General features: G+C 47.1%; 9 protein-coding genes, 11 tRNA genes and 2 rRNA genes. 1 reads left to right on the forward strand and 21 read right to left on the reverse strand.

The window, feature by feature from the left end; translation table 11 throughout:
- Positions 1–19: 19 nt before the first annotated feature.
- From glmS to ppc, 8 genes are all read right to left on the reverse strand, one after another.
- A complete protein-coding gene (glmS, locus tag AC1VYS_RS24930; protein ID WP_482911898.1) occupies positions 20–1,852 on the reverse strand; it encodes a glutamine--fructose-6-phosphate transaminase (isomerizing) in 1,833 nt (610 codons plus the stop codon).
- 248 nt (positions 1,853–2,100) lie between these two features.
- Entirely contained in the window at positions 2,101–2,271 is a 171-nt protein-coding gene (locus tag AC1VYS_RS24935; RefSeq protein WP_482911899.1) for a hypothetical protein, read from the reverse strand.
- A 348-nt stretch (positions 2,272–2,619) separates the two neighbouring features.
- Complete coding sequence (glmM, locus tag AC1VYS_RS24940; protein ID WP_482911900.1) at positions 2,620–3,960, reverse strand: phosphoglucosamine mutase; 1,341 nt, start codon at positions 3,958–3,960, stop codon at positions 2,620–2,622.
- Between the two features lie 86 nt (positions 3,961–4,046).
- Positions 4,047–5,549 carry a CdaR family protein gene (locus AC1VYS_RS24945; RefSeq protein WP_482911901.1) on the reverse strand — a complete coding sequence of 501 codons (1,503 nt, stop codon included), beginning with the start codon at positions 5,547–5,549 and terminating at the stop codon, positions 4,047–4,049.
- Complete coding sequence (cdaA, locus tag AC1VYS_RS24950) at positions 5,542–6,381, reverse strand: diadenylate cyclase CdaA (RefSeq protein ID WP_482911902.1); 840 nt, start codon at positions 6,379–6,381, stop codon at positions 5,542–5,544. Before cdaA ends, AC1VYS_RS24945 begins: the two co-directional genes overlap by 8 nt.
- A gap of 290 nt (positions 6,382–6,671) precedes the next feature.
- The gene (locus tag AC1VYS_RS24955) at positions 6,672–7,286 is read right to left on the reverse strand and encodes a zf-HC2 domain-containing protein (RefSeq protein ID WP_482911903.1); all 615 of its coding nucleotides are present in this window, start codon (positions 7,284–7,286) and stop codon (positions 6,672–6,674) included.
- Between the two features lie 135 nt (positions 7,287–7,421).
- A complete protein-coding gene (gene sigW / locus AC1VYS_RS24960) occupies positions 7,422–7,988 on the reverse strand; it encodes an RNA polymerase sigma factor SigW (RefSeq protein WP_090924356.1) in 567 nt (188 codons plus the stop codon).
- A gap of 256 nt (positions 7,989–8,244) precedes the next feature.
- On the reverse strand, positions 8,245–11,037 hold the full coding sequence (gene ppc / locus AC1VYS_RS24965) for a phosphoenolpyruvate carboxylase (RefSeq protein WP_482911904.1): 2,793 nt from the start codon (positions 11,035–11,037) through the stop codon (positions 8,245–8,247).
- A gap of 580 nt (positions 11,038–11,617) precedes the next feature.
- On the opposite strand from ppc, the gene AC1VYS_RS24970 reads away from it, so the two are divergent.
- Positions 11,618–11,977: a WGxxGxxG family protein gene (locus tag AC1VYS_RS24970; protein WP_441930309.1), complete on the forward strand. Its 360-nt coding sequence runs from the start codon at positions 11,618–11,620 to the stop codon at positions 11,975–11,977.
- Positions 11,978–12,234: 257 nt separating this feature from the next.
- Here AC1VYS_RS24970 and AC1VYS_RS24975 read toward each other — a convergent pair.
- The 13 genes from AC1VYS_RS24975 to AC1VYS_RS25035 all read right to left on the reverse strand — a co-directional run bounded on the left by AC1VYS_RS24975 (position 12,235) and on the right by AC1VYS_RS25035 (position 16,412).
- Positions 12,235–12,305 (reverse strand) — tRNA-Gly (locus AC1VYS_RS24975).
- An 11-nt stretch (positions 12,306–12,316) separates the two neighbouring features.
- Positions 12,317–12,390: transfer RNA gene (locus tag AC1VYS_RS24980), tRNA-Pro, on the reverse strand.
- A gap of 16 nt (positions 12,391–12,406) precedes the next feature.
- Positions 12,407–12,483, reverse strand: a tRNA-Arg gene (locus tag AC1VYS_RS24985).
- A 6-nt stretch (positions 12,484–12,489) separates the two neighbouring features.
- Positions 12,490–12,564 (reverse strand) — tRNA-Gly (locus AC1VYS_RS24990).
- An 11-nt stretch (positions 12,565–12,575) separates the two neighbouring features.
- Positions 12,576–12,656 (reverse strand) — tRNA-Leu (locus tag AC1VYS_RS24995).
- A 12-nt stretch (positions 12,657–12,668) separates the two neighbouring features.
- Positions 12,669–12,741, reverse strand: a tRNA-Lys gene (locus AC1VYS_RS25000).
- A gap of 8 nt (positions 12,742–12,749) precedes the next feature.
- Positions 12,750–12,824: transfer RNA gene (locus AC1VYS_RS25005), tRNA-Gln, on the reverse strand.
- Positions 12,825–12,832: 8 nt separating this feature from the next.
- Positions 12,833–12,908: transfer RNA gene (locus tag AC1VYS_RS25010), tRNA-Val, on the reverse strand.
- Positions 12,909–12,951: 43 nt separating this feature from the next.
- Positions 12,952–13,023: transfer RNA gene (locus tag AC1VYS_RS25015), tRNA-Glu, on the reverse strand.
- A gap of 10 nt (positions 13,024–13,033) precedes the next feature.
- Positions 13,034–13,106 (reverse strand) — tRNA-Thr (locus AC1VYS_RS25020).
- 3 nt (positions 13,107–13,109) lie between these two features.
- Positions 13,110–13,185 (reverse strand) — tRNA-Asn (locus AC1VYS_RS25025).
- An 86-nt stretch (positions 13,186–13,271) separates the two neighbouring features.
- Positions 13,272–13,388 (reverse strand): 5S ribosomal RNA (rrf, locus tag AC1VYS_RS25030).
- A gap of 98 nt (positions 13,389–13,486) precedes the next feature.
- Positions 13,487–16,412 (reverse strand): 23S ribosomal RNA (locus AC1VYS_RS25035).
- Between the last annotated feature and the right edge of the window lie 60 nt (positions 16,413–16,472).

A 16,472-nucleotide genomic window follows, 5' to 3' on the forward strand; every position in this document is an offset into this window, starting at 1 on the left:
GTTCATTCAAGCCAGGATTTTACTCAACCGTTACACTTTTCGCCAAGTTACGTGGTTTATCGACATCGTGACCCAGAGCGAGGGAAGCGTAATATGCCAGCAATTGCAATGCAACAACAGACAGAGCTGGGCTTAGAAGTGGCAACGTCTTAGGAATCGCAAACGCTTGGTCCACGGATTTCAGCAATGGAGCTACGTGCTCTTCGTACGTAATCGCCAGTACGTCTGCGCCACGTGCTTTTACTTCTTTGATGTTACTTACCGTTTTCTCCAGTACGTTCTCCTGTGTTGCCAAGGCAATAACAGGGATACCGTCCTCGATCAACGCAAGTGTACCATGTTTCAACTCACCTGCAGCATATGCTTCAGAGTGGATATAAGAAATCTCTTTCAGTTTCAACGACCCTTCTTGAGCTACCGCGTAATCCAGCCCACGGCCAATGAAGAAAAGATGTTGATGTTTGGAGATTTGCTCTGCATATCCTTTAATGGCATCTGCTTGCTCCAGCATGGATTCCACTTGCTCAGGCAATGCTTGCATCGCTGCCAGTGTGTGTGCAATCTCATCAGGCGTTTGTGTACCACGTACTTGTGCAAGGTACAAACCAAGCAGGTTGAACGCGATCAACTGGGAAGTGTAAGCCTTAGTGGAAGCCACGGCGATCTCAGGACCAGCCAATGTAGCAATCACATCGTCTGCATCACGTGCAATCGAGCTACCTACAACGTTTGTAATCGCCAGTACATGCGCACCGTTAGATTGAGCTTCACGCAGTGCTGCCAGCGTATCTGCCGTTTCACCGGATTGGCTCACTACAATTACAAGTGTGTCTTTGTTTACAATTGGTGAGCGGTAACGATACTCGGAAGCTACATCCGTTTCAACCGGAATACGCACCAATTGCTCAATCACTGTACGTCCAACCAGACCTGCATGGTACGCCGTACCACAAGCAATAATCTGAATGTTACGAATGTTTTTAATTTGCTCTTCCGTCATTTTGAGCTCAGGAAGCTGCACTTTTTTGCCTTCATTGTCGATGCGACCCAGCATTGTATCACGATATGCTTTTGGTTGCTCATGAATCTCTTTCAACATAAAGTGCTCAAATCCGCCTTTTTCCGCGGTTACTGCATCCCAATCGACACGAATCATTTCCCGAGAAATAAAATTGCCCTCAATCGTCATCAATTCGACAGCATCATGTGTTAATACAGCCATTTCACCATCATTCAGAATGTACACATTACGTGTATGTTCCAGAATTGCCGGGATATCAGAACCAATGAAGTTCTCGCCTTCACCAACACCAATAATCAATGGGCTAGCTTGACGCACAGCAACGAGTTTCTCAGGCTCATGCTCTGTCAATACACCCAGTGCGAATGCACCACGCAACAATGTGATCACTTTTTGCACAGTTTTAACGATATCACCATTGTATTCACGTGCAACCAGGTGAGAAATGACTTCAGTATCTGTCTCGGAAGTAAACGTGTGACCTTGGGAGATCAGCTCATCCTTCAGCTCCAGATAGTTCTCAATAATCCCGTTATGCACAACGGAGAACTTCTGGCTTCCATCCGTGTGTGGATGGGAATTCTCGTCCGATGGTTTACCATGCGTAGCCCAGCGAGTGTGTCCGATTCCGGCATTACCTACCAGCGGAGCACCATCCAGCTTTGCTTCAAGGTTCGCCAAACGTCCAAGAGCTTTCGTAATTTGCAGACCTTGCGGTGTAAATACAGCGATCCCTGCAGAGTCATAACCACGATACTCAAGCTTTTTCAATCCTTCGACCAATACCGATTGAGTGTTCTTATTACCAATATATCCAACAATACCGCACATAATTTAGTTCCTCCGTTTGTATATGAATACTGTGTCAGGAAGAGAAACAGGCAGAGGTGGACGTATTGGAAAATGATAGATTGCCTAACGTATCATGAATATCATTTCCTATTCAATTATCAATGATCAGAACGGCCTTCTGCCATCCCGCTGTGTTCATGCTCTATTACGAATGCAATCATGAATGTACATCATTTTCCCGTCCGCGCACTGTTTACGCTCTTCACGCACATTCATTTTAATTTTAATTAATCTCCTGCACCTACCGGCGCGTTGTGTGGACAGTCACCCATCCATTTTCCGCAATCCGGTTCACGGCTCTGGTGCATCACCGGGAGGTCCCCGCCGAACAATCCGAACACCTCCACCTCGTCAGCTTGATTGCCGTCCATGTTCATCATGTCTTCTCTACATTTCATAAAAGAGACATTCACCAACATGCGTCCCGCGCAACTTCAAGCTCTGGCGCTTGTATAACTGCAACCTTACAATCCTCACTTTCCGTGTCTGAATGACGACTCCACTCATTATATGCACCTTAAGTCCATTTTGCAATGGAGCAAAGTACCTGTAACTATTTCAGCATATTTACCCACGTTCCAAGGCCAAATAATCAGACCCATGGTCTTATCTGGCCAGGACGCAGGAACAATGAATGAATCGTTAATAATTAGAATTAAATCAACCTCTGTATAACCATATGCCAAGAAATCAATTTTGTTAAAAGTAACATTCAGATCCCATGACAACAGGGTTTTTCTTAGCGTCTATACCAGTTCTTTTTGCACAACATCAGCAATCTGGGATACAAACTGCTCCAGTTCATCCTTATCTGGCCCTTCCGCCATTACACGAATTAGGGACTCTGTACCTGACGCACGGACCAACACGCGACCATTATCTCCCAGCTTTTCTTCTACTGCAGCGATCGCTTCTCCGATGGCAACATTGCCTTCGTATTTGCTCTTGTCTTCAACACGAACGTTAACCAGTACTTGTGGGTACTGTGTCATGATTGCTTTCAACTCACTCAGCTTTTTACCTGAAGCTTTCAGTGTGTCGACAAGTTGAATCGCCGTTAGCATGCCATCTCCCGTTGTATTGTAGTCCAGGAAAATAACGTGACCCGACTGCTCGCCGCCCAGGTTATATCCACCACGACGCATCTCTTCCATCACATAGCGGTCACCAACAGCCGTTTTGGCTGTTTTCAGCGCAAGCTTCTCTGTTGCTTTGTAGAAACCAATATTACTCATAACGGTAGACACCACCGTGCTATCTTTCAGCTTGCCTGCCCGATTCATCGCGTCTCCGCAAATACACAGAATAAAGTCGCCATCCACTTCGGCACCCGTTTCATCAATAGCAATCAGACGATCGGCATCCCCGTCAAAAGCAAGACCAAGATCCGCTTGATGTTTCAGCACCTCTTGCTTTAAATGCTCCGGATGAGTTGAACCACATTGCTCATTAATGTTCAGCCCGTTAGGTTCAGCACCAATGGCAATGACTTCTGCACCAAGCTCGCTAAACAATTTGGGCGCCAGCTCATAAGCAGCACCGTTGGCACAGTCGAGTACAATTTTGAGACCAGAGAACGACTCGGATACGGTTGTTTTGAGGTAATCCAGATAAAGATAACGAGATTGCTCATCTACCGTCACCGTTCCGAGACCTGCACCAACTGGGCGCGGCAGCTCATCTTTTTCCGCATCCATTAGTTCCTCGATCCGGTTCTCTGTTTCATCCGATAGCTTAAAGCCATCCCCACCGAAAAATTTGATACCGTTATCCTCAACCGGATTGTGAGAAGCCGAGATCATTACACCCGCGTCTGCTTTAAGCAATCGTGCAATGTAAGCCACACCTGGAGTAGACACAACGCCCAAACGAATGACATCTGCACCAATAGACAACAGACCCGCTACGAGCGCTGATTCCAGCATAAGTCCAGAGATTCGTGTATCCATGCCAATGACGACTTTAGGTCTTTCCACCCCACCTGCAAGCACATAACCACCACAACGCCCGATGCTATAAGCTAGCTCCGCTGTCAACTCCTTATTAGCAACCCCTCTGACACCATCTGTACCAAAATATTTACCCATGATCTAACTCCTTCTATTTGCATCATATATGAGTGTATCCATATTATTTTTGAATTTGAATTTGAAATACATAAAACATTGTATCATTACGGATTAGGCCCTGATTTACTACCACCGCTGCTATTATTCGCACTGTTGTTCACATTTCCGCGGTTGGTTGCTGCACTTCCCTGACTTTGATCCTGCTGTTCCGTATTCGATTCGTTTTGATTTTCTACAGGATCATCCGTGTTTGGCTGCCCATTCTCCACTTCAGCCGGCGATGGGTCCGGCGCTGATGTATTATCCTCACTGGAGTTTTGCTCTGGAGGAGCAGTCACGTCTTCGGCTTTCTCAGTGATCTTAACCGTAGCATTTAAATTATTGGAGCCCTCACCCAGCTTGGCAAACCGGGGCAGATCGGCTTCCAGTTTAATTTCATGTGTGCCCACAGCAAGCCCTTGGAGATCACCGTTAAGTTTGATGTCGTCACCACTTAGACCTTCAAGCATGTTTCTTGATCCGGTTAGAGTGATATTTAGACCACCACTTTTCGGAGTAACCAACTCACCTTCCAGCCCATTTCCTACACCACTTAAATGTATCGGCACGTTGGGAAAGACCTTAGTGGTCGTTTCGACCTCATCATAGGGTGACACCGTTACCTTGATCTGAATCGAACTAGGCTCGATTTTCTCAGAACCGGAAGGCGGCGTCAAGTCTACGTTAACTGTAGATATTCCGGACTCGGTGAATTGTGTAAGATCAAGAGTAGCTTGGTCGTAGGACTGTATACCTGCAAGTGCCCCCTTACTCCCATAAATCGAGACTTCTTTCACGCTCGGCTCGACCGAGGAGAGTACCAAACCGTCTGGCAACTGTCCTGAATATTTGATCCTCAAGGGAACTTTGGTATAGGGCTGATTGACCGGAACACGAACCTCAACCGTTTGTGGCGTGATCATCGCATTCTCGATTACTTTACCCTCAGCGTCATATGCCTGAAGCTTCACTTTCTTCTGAATCACTTCTTCCTTCGCATCTTTCACACTCACACTGCCCTGAACACTCGCCACAGCTTCAAGCTGTCCTTCCGGAAGAGTTACCTTAACCGGAGCGGAAGGCTCAACTACGGGCGTTCCAACTGTATATCCTGCCGAAGGCTCTCCTTCGGGTACAATATTCACGTTAAACGATTTGGTGCCCAATTTCTCCACGTTCACCGTCACCATGGACGGTTCCATACTGACCACTTCGACACCGGAAGGCAGATCAGGTACAAGCGGCAATGTATTGGAACCATCCTTTACTTGGCTCAAATCGACCAGAACTTTATAATCATCATTGGTAAAAATAGACGTCAGCATCGAACGCTGTCCTTTGATCTCCAGCTTCACCTCATCTGTGCTGAGCGACGTAAGAACATAAGCATTACTATCCAGTCCATATGGCTGTACAGGCACAGTACGCTCCACAACCTTACTGGATATGCCTGTAGTTATTGTCGGTGTTGTTGGAACTTCATCCAGATGAATCATGAACCAGAGAAGCAAACTCACCGCCAGTGCAAGTATTTTGGCAAACGTATTGTTGTTAAACCATTTATCCATTGTTGCGTCCCCCCTTCCGTTTCCAGAAGGTTGACCATGCATTCTTTTTGCTCAGATTGGAGGTTGGACGCAATTCCTCATACAGCTTCGCAATCAGTGACTCTTCCTTAATATCACGGACCACCTGTCCATTCATCGCAAGAGAAACTTGTCCCGTCTCCTCCGAAACAACTAGACAGATTGCATCGGCCACCTCAGTTATTCCGATTGCCGCACGATGGCGTGTACCCAATTCCTTGCTGATAAACGGATTCTCGGATAATGGCAAGTAACAAGCTGCGGCGGATATCTGTTTTCCCTGGATGATGACTGCTCCATCATGAAGTGGTGTATTGGGAATAAAAATGTTAATCATCAGTTCAGAACTAACAAGAGACTGCATCTTGATCCCTGATTCCGTGTAGTCATTCAGCCCTGTTTCACGCTCAAAGACAACCAGCGCACCTATTTTACGGCGGGATAAGTAGTTAACAGACTTAATAATCTCACCAATTAACACCGTTAATTCTTCATCACTTGCGGCAGTTGACCGACCAAATAACTTGCCTCGACCCAATTGCTCCAGACCACGGCGGAGTTCCGGTTGGAATATAATGAACACCGCAACGACCCCAAACGTAAACATCTGGTTCATCAGCCACTTGAGTGTATACAGGTTTAGCCACGTACTTAATGCCCAGATCAACACAAGGAACAGAATCCCTTTCAGAAGCTGAACCGCACGTGTACCCCGTACAAGTAAAATCAGTTTGTACATAATATAGGTAACGATCAATATATCGATAACGTCCTTAATGGACTCTTTCCACGTTAAGTCAGCAAAATAATTCATAAGCCAGCCCCCGCTATCCCCATTGATGAGTAAACCCTGATCTCATATTAACCATTCGGGATTTTACATAATCCCTTCTTCGCATTTATTCAATGCTTATCTATATGTAGTATGTTCTTATTACTATCTAGGTTATAACGTTACCGTTCAGGTTGCAAGTTACTCCAGTCACAAACTGCATATAAGCTTCCTTTTTCCACTTTATCTGTAATTTAGACAATAAAAAAAGAGCACCCCACGCAATTCGGAGGTACCCTGCTTGGTATATACCCGTGAAGTTATACCCTGAATTAGCGGTAAGCTACTTCATCTACCATATTGGTTATTTTGTACCAGAACCAGTCCAGCGCCTGATCAATGCTTTTCACCTGTCCTGACACATGGGCTGTTGATGCTTGATACAGTTGTCCGTCGATGACCGTCAGATTACCATTCACATCACCATATACCTGAGCGGTTCCATTCTCTATTGTAAGATCGCCAGCAATTGACTTACCTTCTGGAACAATTACCGTGTTGCCTTGAATCACGAGTTGATCCAGACTCTTCCCCTTAACGACCATTTCGTTGTTCTGATTCCAGAAATTAAAGGCGCTAAAGAGCATCACGACCAAAAAGAAGGCTGCCGCCGTCAGCGCGGGATGTCCTTTGACCCATTTGAGCCATATTTGCTGTCTCTTGGGCTGTGGCAGAGCATTCATAATTCGATTGGTCAGCTCATCCGAGGCAGACGGTGAATAATGTTTCATGGCAAAGAGTAGCATTTCCGTCTGTTCCAACTCTTTAAAGCGCATGCGACAATCCGGACAGATCAACAGATGGCTTTTCAGTTCAGTCTTCTGTACCGGGGACAACGACTCATCCAAACATTCATGCATTAAAGAGACGGCCGAGTTGCAATCCATATGAGAGCCAATCCTTTCCTTAGACACTTAGTCCATACACCTGCAAAAAGCATGCATAAGACTTGCATACATTTCATACGCACCCGTTTCGGATATGTTTCAAATAATTTTGCCCAAAATTTCGGGTGATTGTGATTATAACTTATATTCTAGTTTTTTGCGCAGAAAATCACGGCCCCGGTGCACCCTTGTCTTAATCGTTGTTACGGGCATACCCGTGACATCACTGATCTCCTGTAATGACAAGTCCTGTAAATATCTCAATACCATAACAGACTTATACTTGGCTGGTAAGCTATCAATCGCCTCACGGATGAGGGTCTGTGTTTCGGAAAGAAGTGCTTCGCTCTCTGGTGTTCGATCATCACTAGGAAGCATTGCGTAGCCGTCAGATCCTTCCTGATCATTCAGTTCTGCATCAAGTGAGTAAGAAGGTTTCTTTCTCCGTAACCGGTCAATGCACAAATTCGTTGCAATCCGATAGATCCAGGTCGAGAATTTCTGATTCGGATCATACTTTTCCATATTTCGAAACACACGCAAAAACGTCTCCTGAACAACATCCTCCGCTTCGTGACGGTTGCTCAGCATCCGATATGCCAAATGAAACAGCTTGTCCTTGTATAATTCAACGATTTCTGCAAAGGCTCTCTGGTCTCCCTTGAGTACCAGCTTCACAAGCCTGTTCTCCAAATTGTCCACCCTGATTCCCCCAGACTTGCTGATGGGTCTTCCGTCTTCTGATACCCGTCCACACTTGTAATTCACCAATCAAATCGTAAATCAACTTTGGTCAAAAATCAAGACTGTATCACAAAATATCCTCCAAAAACAGTAAAAACGGGAACTCCCTAAGGAGTCCCGTCTAATCTCTCTTTTCAAAAGAAGAGATAGATATTTATTTTATTACATAAATCATTCATCATATGAACGTTGTGAATGATCTTTTGATCAAGCATCAGCCTGTATTCCGCAATCCTGCTGCAATACCATTAATGGTCAACAATACTTCACGAAGTAGTTCGGTATCATCCTCACCACGTTCCCGCATGTCACGCAGTTCACTTAGCAACTGTACTTGCATGTAGGAAAGTGGATCAACATACGGATTACGCAAACGAATCGATTCCTGAATTACAGGTACATCATCCAGAATTTCAGCTTCACCTGTAATTTTCAGAATCAGCTCTTTGGTAAGCTTAAACTCCGATTCGATCTGACCAAAGATACGGTCACGAGCTTCTTTATTGGAAGTCATGGCCGAATACTCTTTAGCAATCACGAGATCTGCTTTGGCAACCGCCATTTGCACCGTATCAATCAGCGTACGGAAGAACGGGAAGTTAGCATACATTTCTTTCAGGACGTTCAGGTTCTCCTCTTTGCCCTGATAGTAACTTTGCAACCCCGTACCTGCCGCATACCAAGCCGGAAGCAAGTAACGGCTTTGTGTCCAGGCAAATACCCAAGGAATCGCACGCAAGTCTTCAAACTTGTCACTACCCTTCCGTTTGGATGGCCTTGAACCAATGTTGAGCTCACCAACCTCAGGAAGAGGTGTAGACTCCTTAAAGAACGTGAAGAAGTCCGGGTCACGGAAAATGAGATCCTGATACTTCGTCAGCGATACTTCAGAGATGTCTTTGATAATCTCATCCCAAGCTTGCTCAGATGCCGACTCTTGCGGCTCCAGACCATTCAAAGCCGCTGTAATCAGCGCTGAAGTAGCCTGCTCCAGACTGCGGTAAGCAATCCCTTGTAGAGAATAACGGGACGAAATAACCTCTCCTTGTTCCGTAATCTTGATGCCGCCGCCAATCGTATGAGGTGGTTGTGCAAGAATACTACGGTTCAAAGGCATCCCACCGCGTCCAAGTGCTCCGCCGCGTCCATGGAAGAACTTCAGTTTCACACCATGTTCATTGCCCACAGCCGTAATCGCGTTCATTGCTACGCGCAATTCCCAGTTGGCTGTAACTACTCCGCCATCCTTATTACTGTCAGAGTAACCAAGCATAATTTCGTGCAGTTCATTACGTCCCTTAACGCTTTCACGATACACAGGCAGATTAAAGAGTCTTTGCATAATCTCGGATGCCGCATGAAGGTCGTCAATCGTCTCGAACAATGGCACAGCCTGCAGTGTAGAGATCACTTCACCGTTTGCTCCTTTGGAGAACAAACCAACCTCTTTGGCGAAAACCATCACTTCAAGCAGATCACTTGCCCCCTGTGTCATACTGATCAGGTAGCTGGTGATACAGCCCGTACCGAATTCATTCTGAGCACGCTTAATCGTACGGAATACATCCAGACACTCTTTGGTTCCTTCCGTATACTGATGGTAAGGAGATGTAAGAGGCCTTGGGTCATCCAGCAAACGAGCAAGCAGATCGATTTTACCGTCCTCTGTCAGACGTGCATAATCGTCTACAATATTCATTTTTGCCAAAATTTCTGACATCGCACTTTCATGTTCCTTACTGTGCTGACGAACATCCAAAGAAGCTGTATGGAAACCGAACAATTCAACTTGACGAATCATTTTACGAACTGTTGTATCCGCTACATAGTCAGCAAAATGATGACGCAAGCTACGGTCGATAATTAACAGATCATCAATCAGGTCTTGAGCGTTCTGGTAGCGATCCGGCTGACCTACCTTGTTCTCATCAAGAACATTGTTCAACTTGGCGATCATGTAAGCCAGTTTGATACGGTACGGCTCTTTTTCGTTGCGCCAAATGTCTACTTTCTTCAAAGTAACACAGTTACGATCCTGCTCAATCGACTGAACCAGTTCATCCGAGATATGGATGATGTTGGTGCTGAAGCTGAGGTGACCCATAAGTTCAATCATAATCCGCTGATATTCACGCAAAGCGAGCTTGCGCTGCATTAACAACGTCTGCCATGTTACATCTGAAGTTACCGATGGATTTCCATCCCGGTCTCCACCGATCCAGGAACCGAAACGCAAATACGTCGGCACATGCCAGTCATGGTCTGGATAAAATTTATTCAGGCAACGTTCCAGTTCCTGATATACATCCGGAAGTACGTGGAACAACGTTTCATGAAAGTAATACATCCCGTTCCGCACTTCATCAAGTACAGTCGGTTTGCGATCGCGAAGCTCATCTGTCTGCCAGAGAGTAATGACCTCATTCAACAGTTTCTCACGCAGTTGTTCACGTTCACGCAACGTCAGCGTAGGATTATCAAGCAGCATGACATCTTCAGAGATCCGTTTATGAATATCCAAAATAACCCGGCGCATCGCCTCGGTTGGATGAGCCGTCATCACGAGTTCCAGAGATAAATCATCCAGAATCTCTTCTACTTCGGTATGAGACAATCCACGTTCCTTCAAATCCTGTACTGCTTTTTCAATGGATCCCGGCTGCACAGCATCCCCTGCAGAACGCTCATAATCCCGTTTACGCCGAATCCGATGGTTTTGTTCAGCAATGTTAACTAATTGAAAATAAATAGCGAAAGCCCGAATAACCTGATGCCGATTGTCCGAGTCTAATTCCTGGATCATCGTTTTGAACTCTTCATACAGTTCTGGCAAAAACTCTGCACGTAACGATTTGCTCGTTTCCCGAATCTTCTCAACGATATCTAGAAGCTCCGTGCCGCCTTGATGGACAAGAACTTCTCCGAGTATATTGCCCAGGAACCGCACGTCTCTACGAAGCAGGTTGTTGGATTGGCTTTTGCTGGCGGTTACCATAGTTTCAGTCATGCTTATCCTCCCATCTGATCGTTCCATTCGTACACGTAAATTTGACACCTTCATAACATCATACAATAAAATGGTACGAAAATCTTTATTTTTCTACTAGAAAAAATGGGGATTATCCCCGAATTACAGCATAAAAACACGCTTTTTTATTCATTTTCTTGTTCTGCTTCAATGAATGGTCATATGCTGTCGCATGATACCTTTTTCACGTACTTTTCACACCTCGTACATCTCATAACTAATCTAAAAAAGTTATAATTATGCAGTTCGTTTATATAGGCCTGATTGTACACAAGTGAAATTTCTAATCTCCAGTTTTACCATTCATTGATAACAGACGTTACAAAGAAACATGACCGGCAAAGCAAGCTTTTGTATACTTTACCACACTGACGTAATAAATTAAAGATGATTTTTTTATTTTGTACCACTTACCGTCTGCTTTCAGCGGAATTCTTATGTATCTCTCATTCGTTTTGTCGCTCCCCCATAAGTTAACACTCTTCATACTACATAATGTTCTTGTGTGTTTGGGCAGATTATTTGATAGTTCGTACAACATAAAGGAGGAGTTCACATCATGAAAAAAGCCACAACGATTATTGCTTCTGTATTGCTGGTTGCCTCAATTGCTGGTCCTGCAGGTGCTGAGGGCCACATGTCTAAAGGAACCGACACCAATGGTTCACGTGTACAATCGTATCAAAACAGCAACTACATGGATCGTACAAACAGCAACTTGAACATGAACATGGATGGTAACTATCGTACGAATGGTGATTACCGAAACAATGGAGATTACCGCACAAATAGCGTACGGACAAATGCTGCGACAACAACAGACCGTGACAGAGGCATGGACTGGGGATGGCTTGGTTTACTGGGATTGCTGGGATTGGCCGGCATGCGTAAGAGAGTGACAGATCATCACGAGCGTTAATTACTGGTTCTTCTGAAAAGTAAAACTCACGCTGCTGGACGGGTCATCACTGTCCGCTAGCGTAAAGCAACATAATAGAGCCAAGACCTTCTGTGGTGCTTCTCATGAAGGTCTTGGCTCTTAGAATACATATGAGGCGATCCATTCCTTAGTTCGCTTCCTGTCACTGTATATACTTAGCATTTCAGATTAAGCATTGTGCAGTAAAATAAACAAAGTCCCTGCAGTGTGTGCAGAGACTTTGTTTTGAATCAGTAAGCGGGTGATGGGAATCGAACCCACGCTATTAGCTTGGAAGGCTAAAGTTCTACCATTGAACTACACCCGCATAAACAAAAATCGGGATGACACGATTTGAACATGCGACCCCCTGGTCCCAAACCAGGTGCTCTACCAAGCTGAGCTACATCCCGATATGAATGGAAATAATGGCGCGCCCTGAGAGATTCGAACTCCCGGCCTTTTGATTCGTAGTCAAACGCTCTATCCAGCTGAGCTAAGGGCGCAAATATTGGAGCGGAAGACGGGAATCGAACCCGCGACCCTCGCCTTGGCAAGGCGATGCTCTACCGCTGAGCCACTTCCGCAAAATAAAGGATGCGCGTGGAGGGACTTGAACCCCCACGTCAAAGACGCTAGATCCTAAGTCTAGTGCGTCTGCCAATTCCGCCACACGCGCATGTAGTAAAAGTGAGTCATGAAGGATTCGAACCTTCGACACCCTGATTAAAAGTCAGGTGCTCTACCAACTGAGCTAATGACTCATAGTAAATGGCTGGGGATATAGGATTTGAACCTATGCATGACGGAGTCAAAGTCCGTTGCCTTACCGCTTGGCTAATCCCCAAAAATAGATGGTGGAGGCTGAGGGGATCGAACCCCCGACCCTCTGCTTGTAAGGCAGATGCTCTCCCAGCTGAGCTAAGCCTCCATCTTTGGGATGTTCATCCCGATTAAAACATTAGATAATACTATGACCCGTAGGGGATTCGAACCCCTGTTACCTCCGTGAAAGGGAGGTGTCTTAACCCCTTGACCAACGGGCCCCATTTGCAGAGCTCTCAACCGGGATCGAACCGGTGACCTCATCCTTACCATGGATGCACTCTACCTACTGAGCTATGAGAGCAAATGGCTCCCCGAACAGGACTCGAACCTGTGACAACTCGATTAACAGTCGAGTGCTCTACCAACTGAGCTATCAGGGAATAATATGCATTTGCAATGCAAATGCAATTTTCATCATACAACGTCCACATGCAGAGCCTGTTTTCTATGTAAGATGAAAGAGTTCGCTTGGCGGCGTCCTACTCTCCCAGGACCCTGCGGTCCAAGTACCATCGGCGCTAGAGGGCTTAACGGTCGTGTTCGGGATGGGTACGTGTGGAACCCCTCCGCCATCGCCACCAAACGCGATTGGATCGAAGCATAGCTTCTTCCATTCATTCAGAGTTGTTGTTCTCTGAAAACTAGATTCGAAACGAAACGTACGCGATTTAAAACTTGCTATTGGATAAGCCCTCGACCGATTAGTACTGGTCAGCTCCATGCATTGCTGCACTTCCACCCCCAGCCTATCTACCTCGTCGTCTTCAAGGGGTCTTACATACTGGGAAATCTCATCTTGAGGGGGGCTTCACGCTTAGATGCTTTCAGCGCTTATCCCGTCCGTACATAGCTACCCAGCGGTGCTCCTGGCGGAACAACTGGTACACCAGCGGTACGTCCATCCCGGTCCTCTCGTACTAAGGACAGCTCCTCTCAAATTTCCTACGCCCACGACAGATAGGGACCGAACTGTCTCACGACGTTCTGAACCCAGCTCGCGTACCGCTTTAATGGGCGAACAGCCCAACCCTTGGGACCTACTTCAGCCCCAGGATGCGATGAGCCGACATCGAGGTGCCAAACCTCCCCGTCGATGTGGACTCTTGGGGGAGATAAGCCTGTTATCCCCAGGGTAGCTTTTATCCGTTGAGCGATGGCCCTTCCATGCGGTACCACCGGATCACTAAGCCCGACTTTCGTCCCTGCTCGACTTGTAGGTCTCGCAGTCAAGCTCCCTTATGCCTTTGCACTCTTCGAATGATTTCCAACCATTCTGAGGGAACCTTTGGGCGCCTCCGTTACTCTTTAGGAGGCGACCGCCCCAGTCAAACTGCCCACCTGACACTGTCCCCGTACCCGATTAGGGCACCAGGTTAGAACCTAGATACGATCAGGGTGGTATCCCAACGGTGCCTCCACGCAAGCTGGCGCTCACGCTTCAAAGGCTCCCACCTATCCTGTACAGATCGTACCCAAATTCAATATCAAGCTGCAGTAAAGCTCCATGGGGTCTTTCCGTCTTGTCGCGGGTAACCTGCATCTTCACAGGTATTAAAATTTCACCGGATCTCTCGTTGAGACAGCGCCCAAGTCGTTACGCCATTCGTGCGGGTCAGAATTTACCTGACAAGGAATTTCGCTACCTTAGGACCGTTATAGTTACGGCCGCCGTTTACTGGGGCTTCGGTTCACAGCTTCGGATTGCTCCTAACCACTCCCCTTAACCTTCCAGCACCGGGCAGGCGTCAGCCCGTATACTTCGCCTTACGGCTTCGCACAGACCTGTGTTTTTGCTAAACAGTCGCTTGGGCCTTTTCACTGCGGCCCCCTCGTGCTATTCACACTACCGGGGCACCCCTTCTCCCGAAGTTACGGGGTCATTTTGCCGAGTTCCTTAACGAGAGTTCTTCCGCGCGCCTTAGAATTCTCTTCTCGCCTACCTGTGTCGGTTTGCGGTACGGGCACCTTCATCTGGCTAGAGGCTTTTCTTGGCAGTGTGAGATCATGACCTTCGCTACTGTAATTTTCACTCCCCATCACAGCTCAGCCTTACGATGTGCGGATTTGCCTACACATCAGCCTCACTGCTTGGACAGACATCCATCAGTCTGCGTCACTACCCTACTGCGTCCCCCCATCGCTCGTAACGATTTACGGTGGTACAGGAATTTCGACCTGTTGTCCTTCGACTACGCCTTTCGGCCTCGCCTTAGGTCCCGACTTACCCTGAGCGGACGAGCCTTCCTCAGGAACCCTTAGGCTTTCGGCGGATCAGATTCTCACTGATCTTTTCGTTACTCATACCGGCATTCTCACTTGTATGCTCTCCAGCGCTCCTTACGGTACACCTTCAACGTACATACAACGCTCCCCTACCCCTGATGCAAAGCATCAAGCCATAGCTTCGGTGGTGTGTTTAGCCCCGTTACATTTTCGGCGCAGAGTCACTCGACCAGTGAGCTATTACGCACTCTTTCAATGGTGGCTGCTTCTAAGCCAACATCCTGGTTGTCTGTGCAACTCCACATCCTTTCCCACTTAACACACACTTGGGGACCTTAGCTGATGGTCTGGGCTGTTTCCCTTTTGACAATGGATCTTAGCACTCACTGTCTGACTCCCGGAAGTAAGTCTATGGCATTCGGAGTTTGACTGAGCTTGGTAACCCTTGCGGGCCCCGCACCCAATCAGTGCTCTACCTCCACGACTCTGTTTTCCGAGGCTAGCCCTAAAGCTATTTCGGGGAGAACCAGCTATCTCCGAGTTCGATTGGAATTTCTCCGCTACCCCCACCTCATCCCCGCATTTTTCAACATGCGTGGGTTCGGGCCTCCAGTGCGTGTTACCGCACCTTCACCCTGGACAGGGGTAGATCACCCGGTTTCGGGTCTACGTCCACGTACTATGTCGCCCTATTCAGACTCGCTTTCGCTGCGGCTCCGGCTCTTCACCTTAACCTTGCACGGGAACGTAACTCGCCGGTTCATTCTACAAAAGGCACGCCATCACCCCTAAAACGGGCTCTGACTTTTTGTAAGCACACGGTTTCAGGTTCTATTTCACTCCCCTTCCGGGGTGCTTTTCACCTTTCCCTCACGGTACTGCTTCACTATCGGTCGCTAGGAAGTATTTAGCCTTGGCAGATGGTCCTGCCGGATTCATACGGGGTTTCACGTGCCCCGCACTACTCGGGATCCGTCTCGGAGGGAACAGACTTTCAATTACAGGGCTTTTACCTTCTTTGGCGGGCCTTTCCAGACCTCTTCGCTTAACCGGTTCCTTTGTAACTCCATGTGAGACGTCCCACAACCCCAAAGAGCAAGCTCCTTGGTTTGGGCTTCTCCGCGTTCGCTCGCCGCTACTGACGGAATCACTATTGTTTTCTCTTCCTCAGGGTACTTAGATGTTTCAGTTCCCCTGGTATGCCTCTACATAACCTATGTATTCAGTTATGAGTAACTGGATATTACCCCAGCTGGGTTTCCCCATTCGGACATCCCCGGATCAAAGCTTGCTTACAGCTCCCCGAGGCAGTTTCGTTGTTCGCCACGTCCTTCATCGGCTCCTAGCGCCTAGGCATCCTCCGTGTGCTCTTAGTAGCTTAACCAGGTCGCTCGTGTTCGAGCTGTCGCTTCCCTTGTTTTGGACTACGTCCAAAGCCAAAAGT

The organism is Paenibacillus sp. G34 (genome assembly GCF_056856875.1).

What these genes read in the sequence shown, in the direction of transcription:
- glmS (WP_482911898.1), bottom strand. Translation starts at nt 1,852, where the DNA reads ATGTGCGGTATTGTTGGATATATTGGTAATAAGAACACTCAATCGGTA.
- AC1VYS_RS24935 (WP_482911899.1), bottom strand. Translation starts at nt 2,271, where the DNA reads ATGAAATGTAGAGAAGACATGATGAACATGGACGGCAATCAAGCTGAC.
- glmM (WP_482911900.1), bottom strand. Translation starts at nt 3,960, where the DNA reads ATGGGTAAATATTTTGGTACAGATGGTGTCAGAGGGGTTGCTAATAAG.
- AC1VYS_RS24945 (WP_482911901.1), bottom strand. Translation starts at nt 5,549, where the DNA reads ATGGATAAATGGTTTAACAACAATACGTTTGCCAAAATACTTGCACTG.
- cdaA (WP_482911902.1), bottom strand. Translation starts at nt 6,381, where the DNA reads ATGAATTATTTTGCTGACTTAACGTGGAAAGAGTCCATTAAGGACGTT.
- AC1VYS_RS24955 (WP_482911903.1), bottom strand. Translation starts at nt 7,286, where the DNA reads ATGGATTGCAACTCGGCCGTCTCTTTAATGCATGAATGTTTGGATGAG.
- ppc (WP_482911904.1), bottom strand. Translation starts at nt 11,037, where the DNA reads ATGACTGAAACTATGGTAACCGCCAGCAAAAGCCAATCCAACAACCTG.
- AC1VYS_RS24970 (WP_441930309.1), top strand. Translation starts at nt 11,618, where the DNA reads ATGAAAAAAGCCACAACGATTATTGCTTCTGTATTGCTGGTTGCCTCA.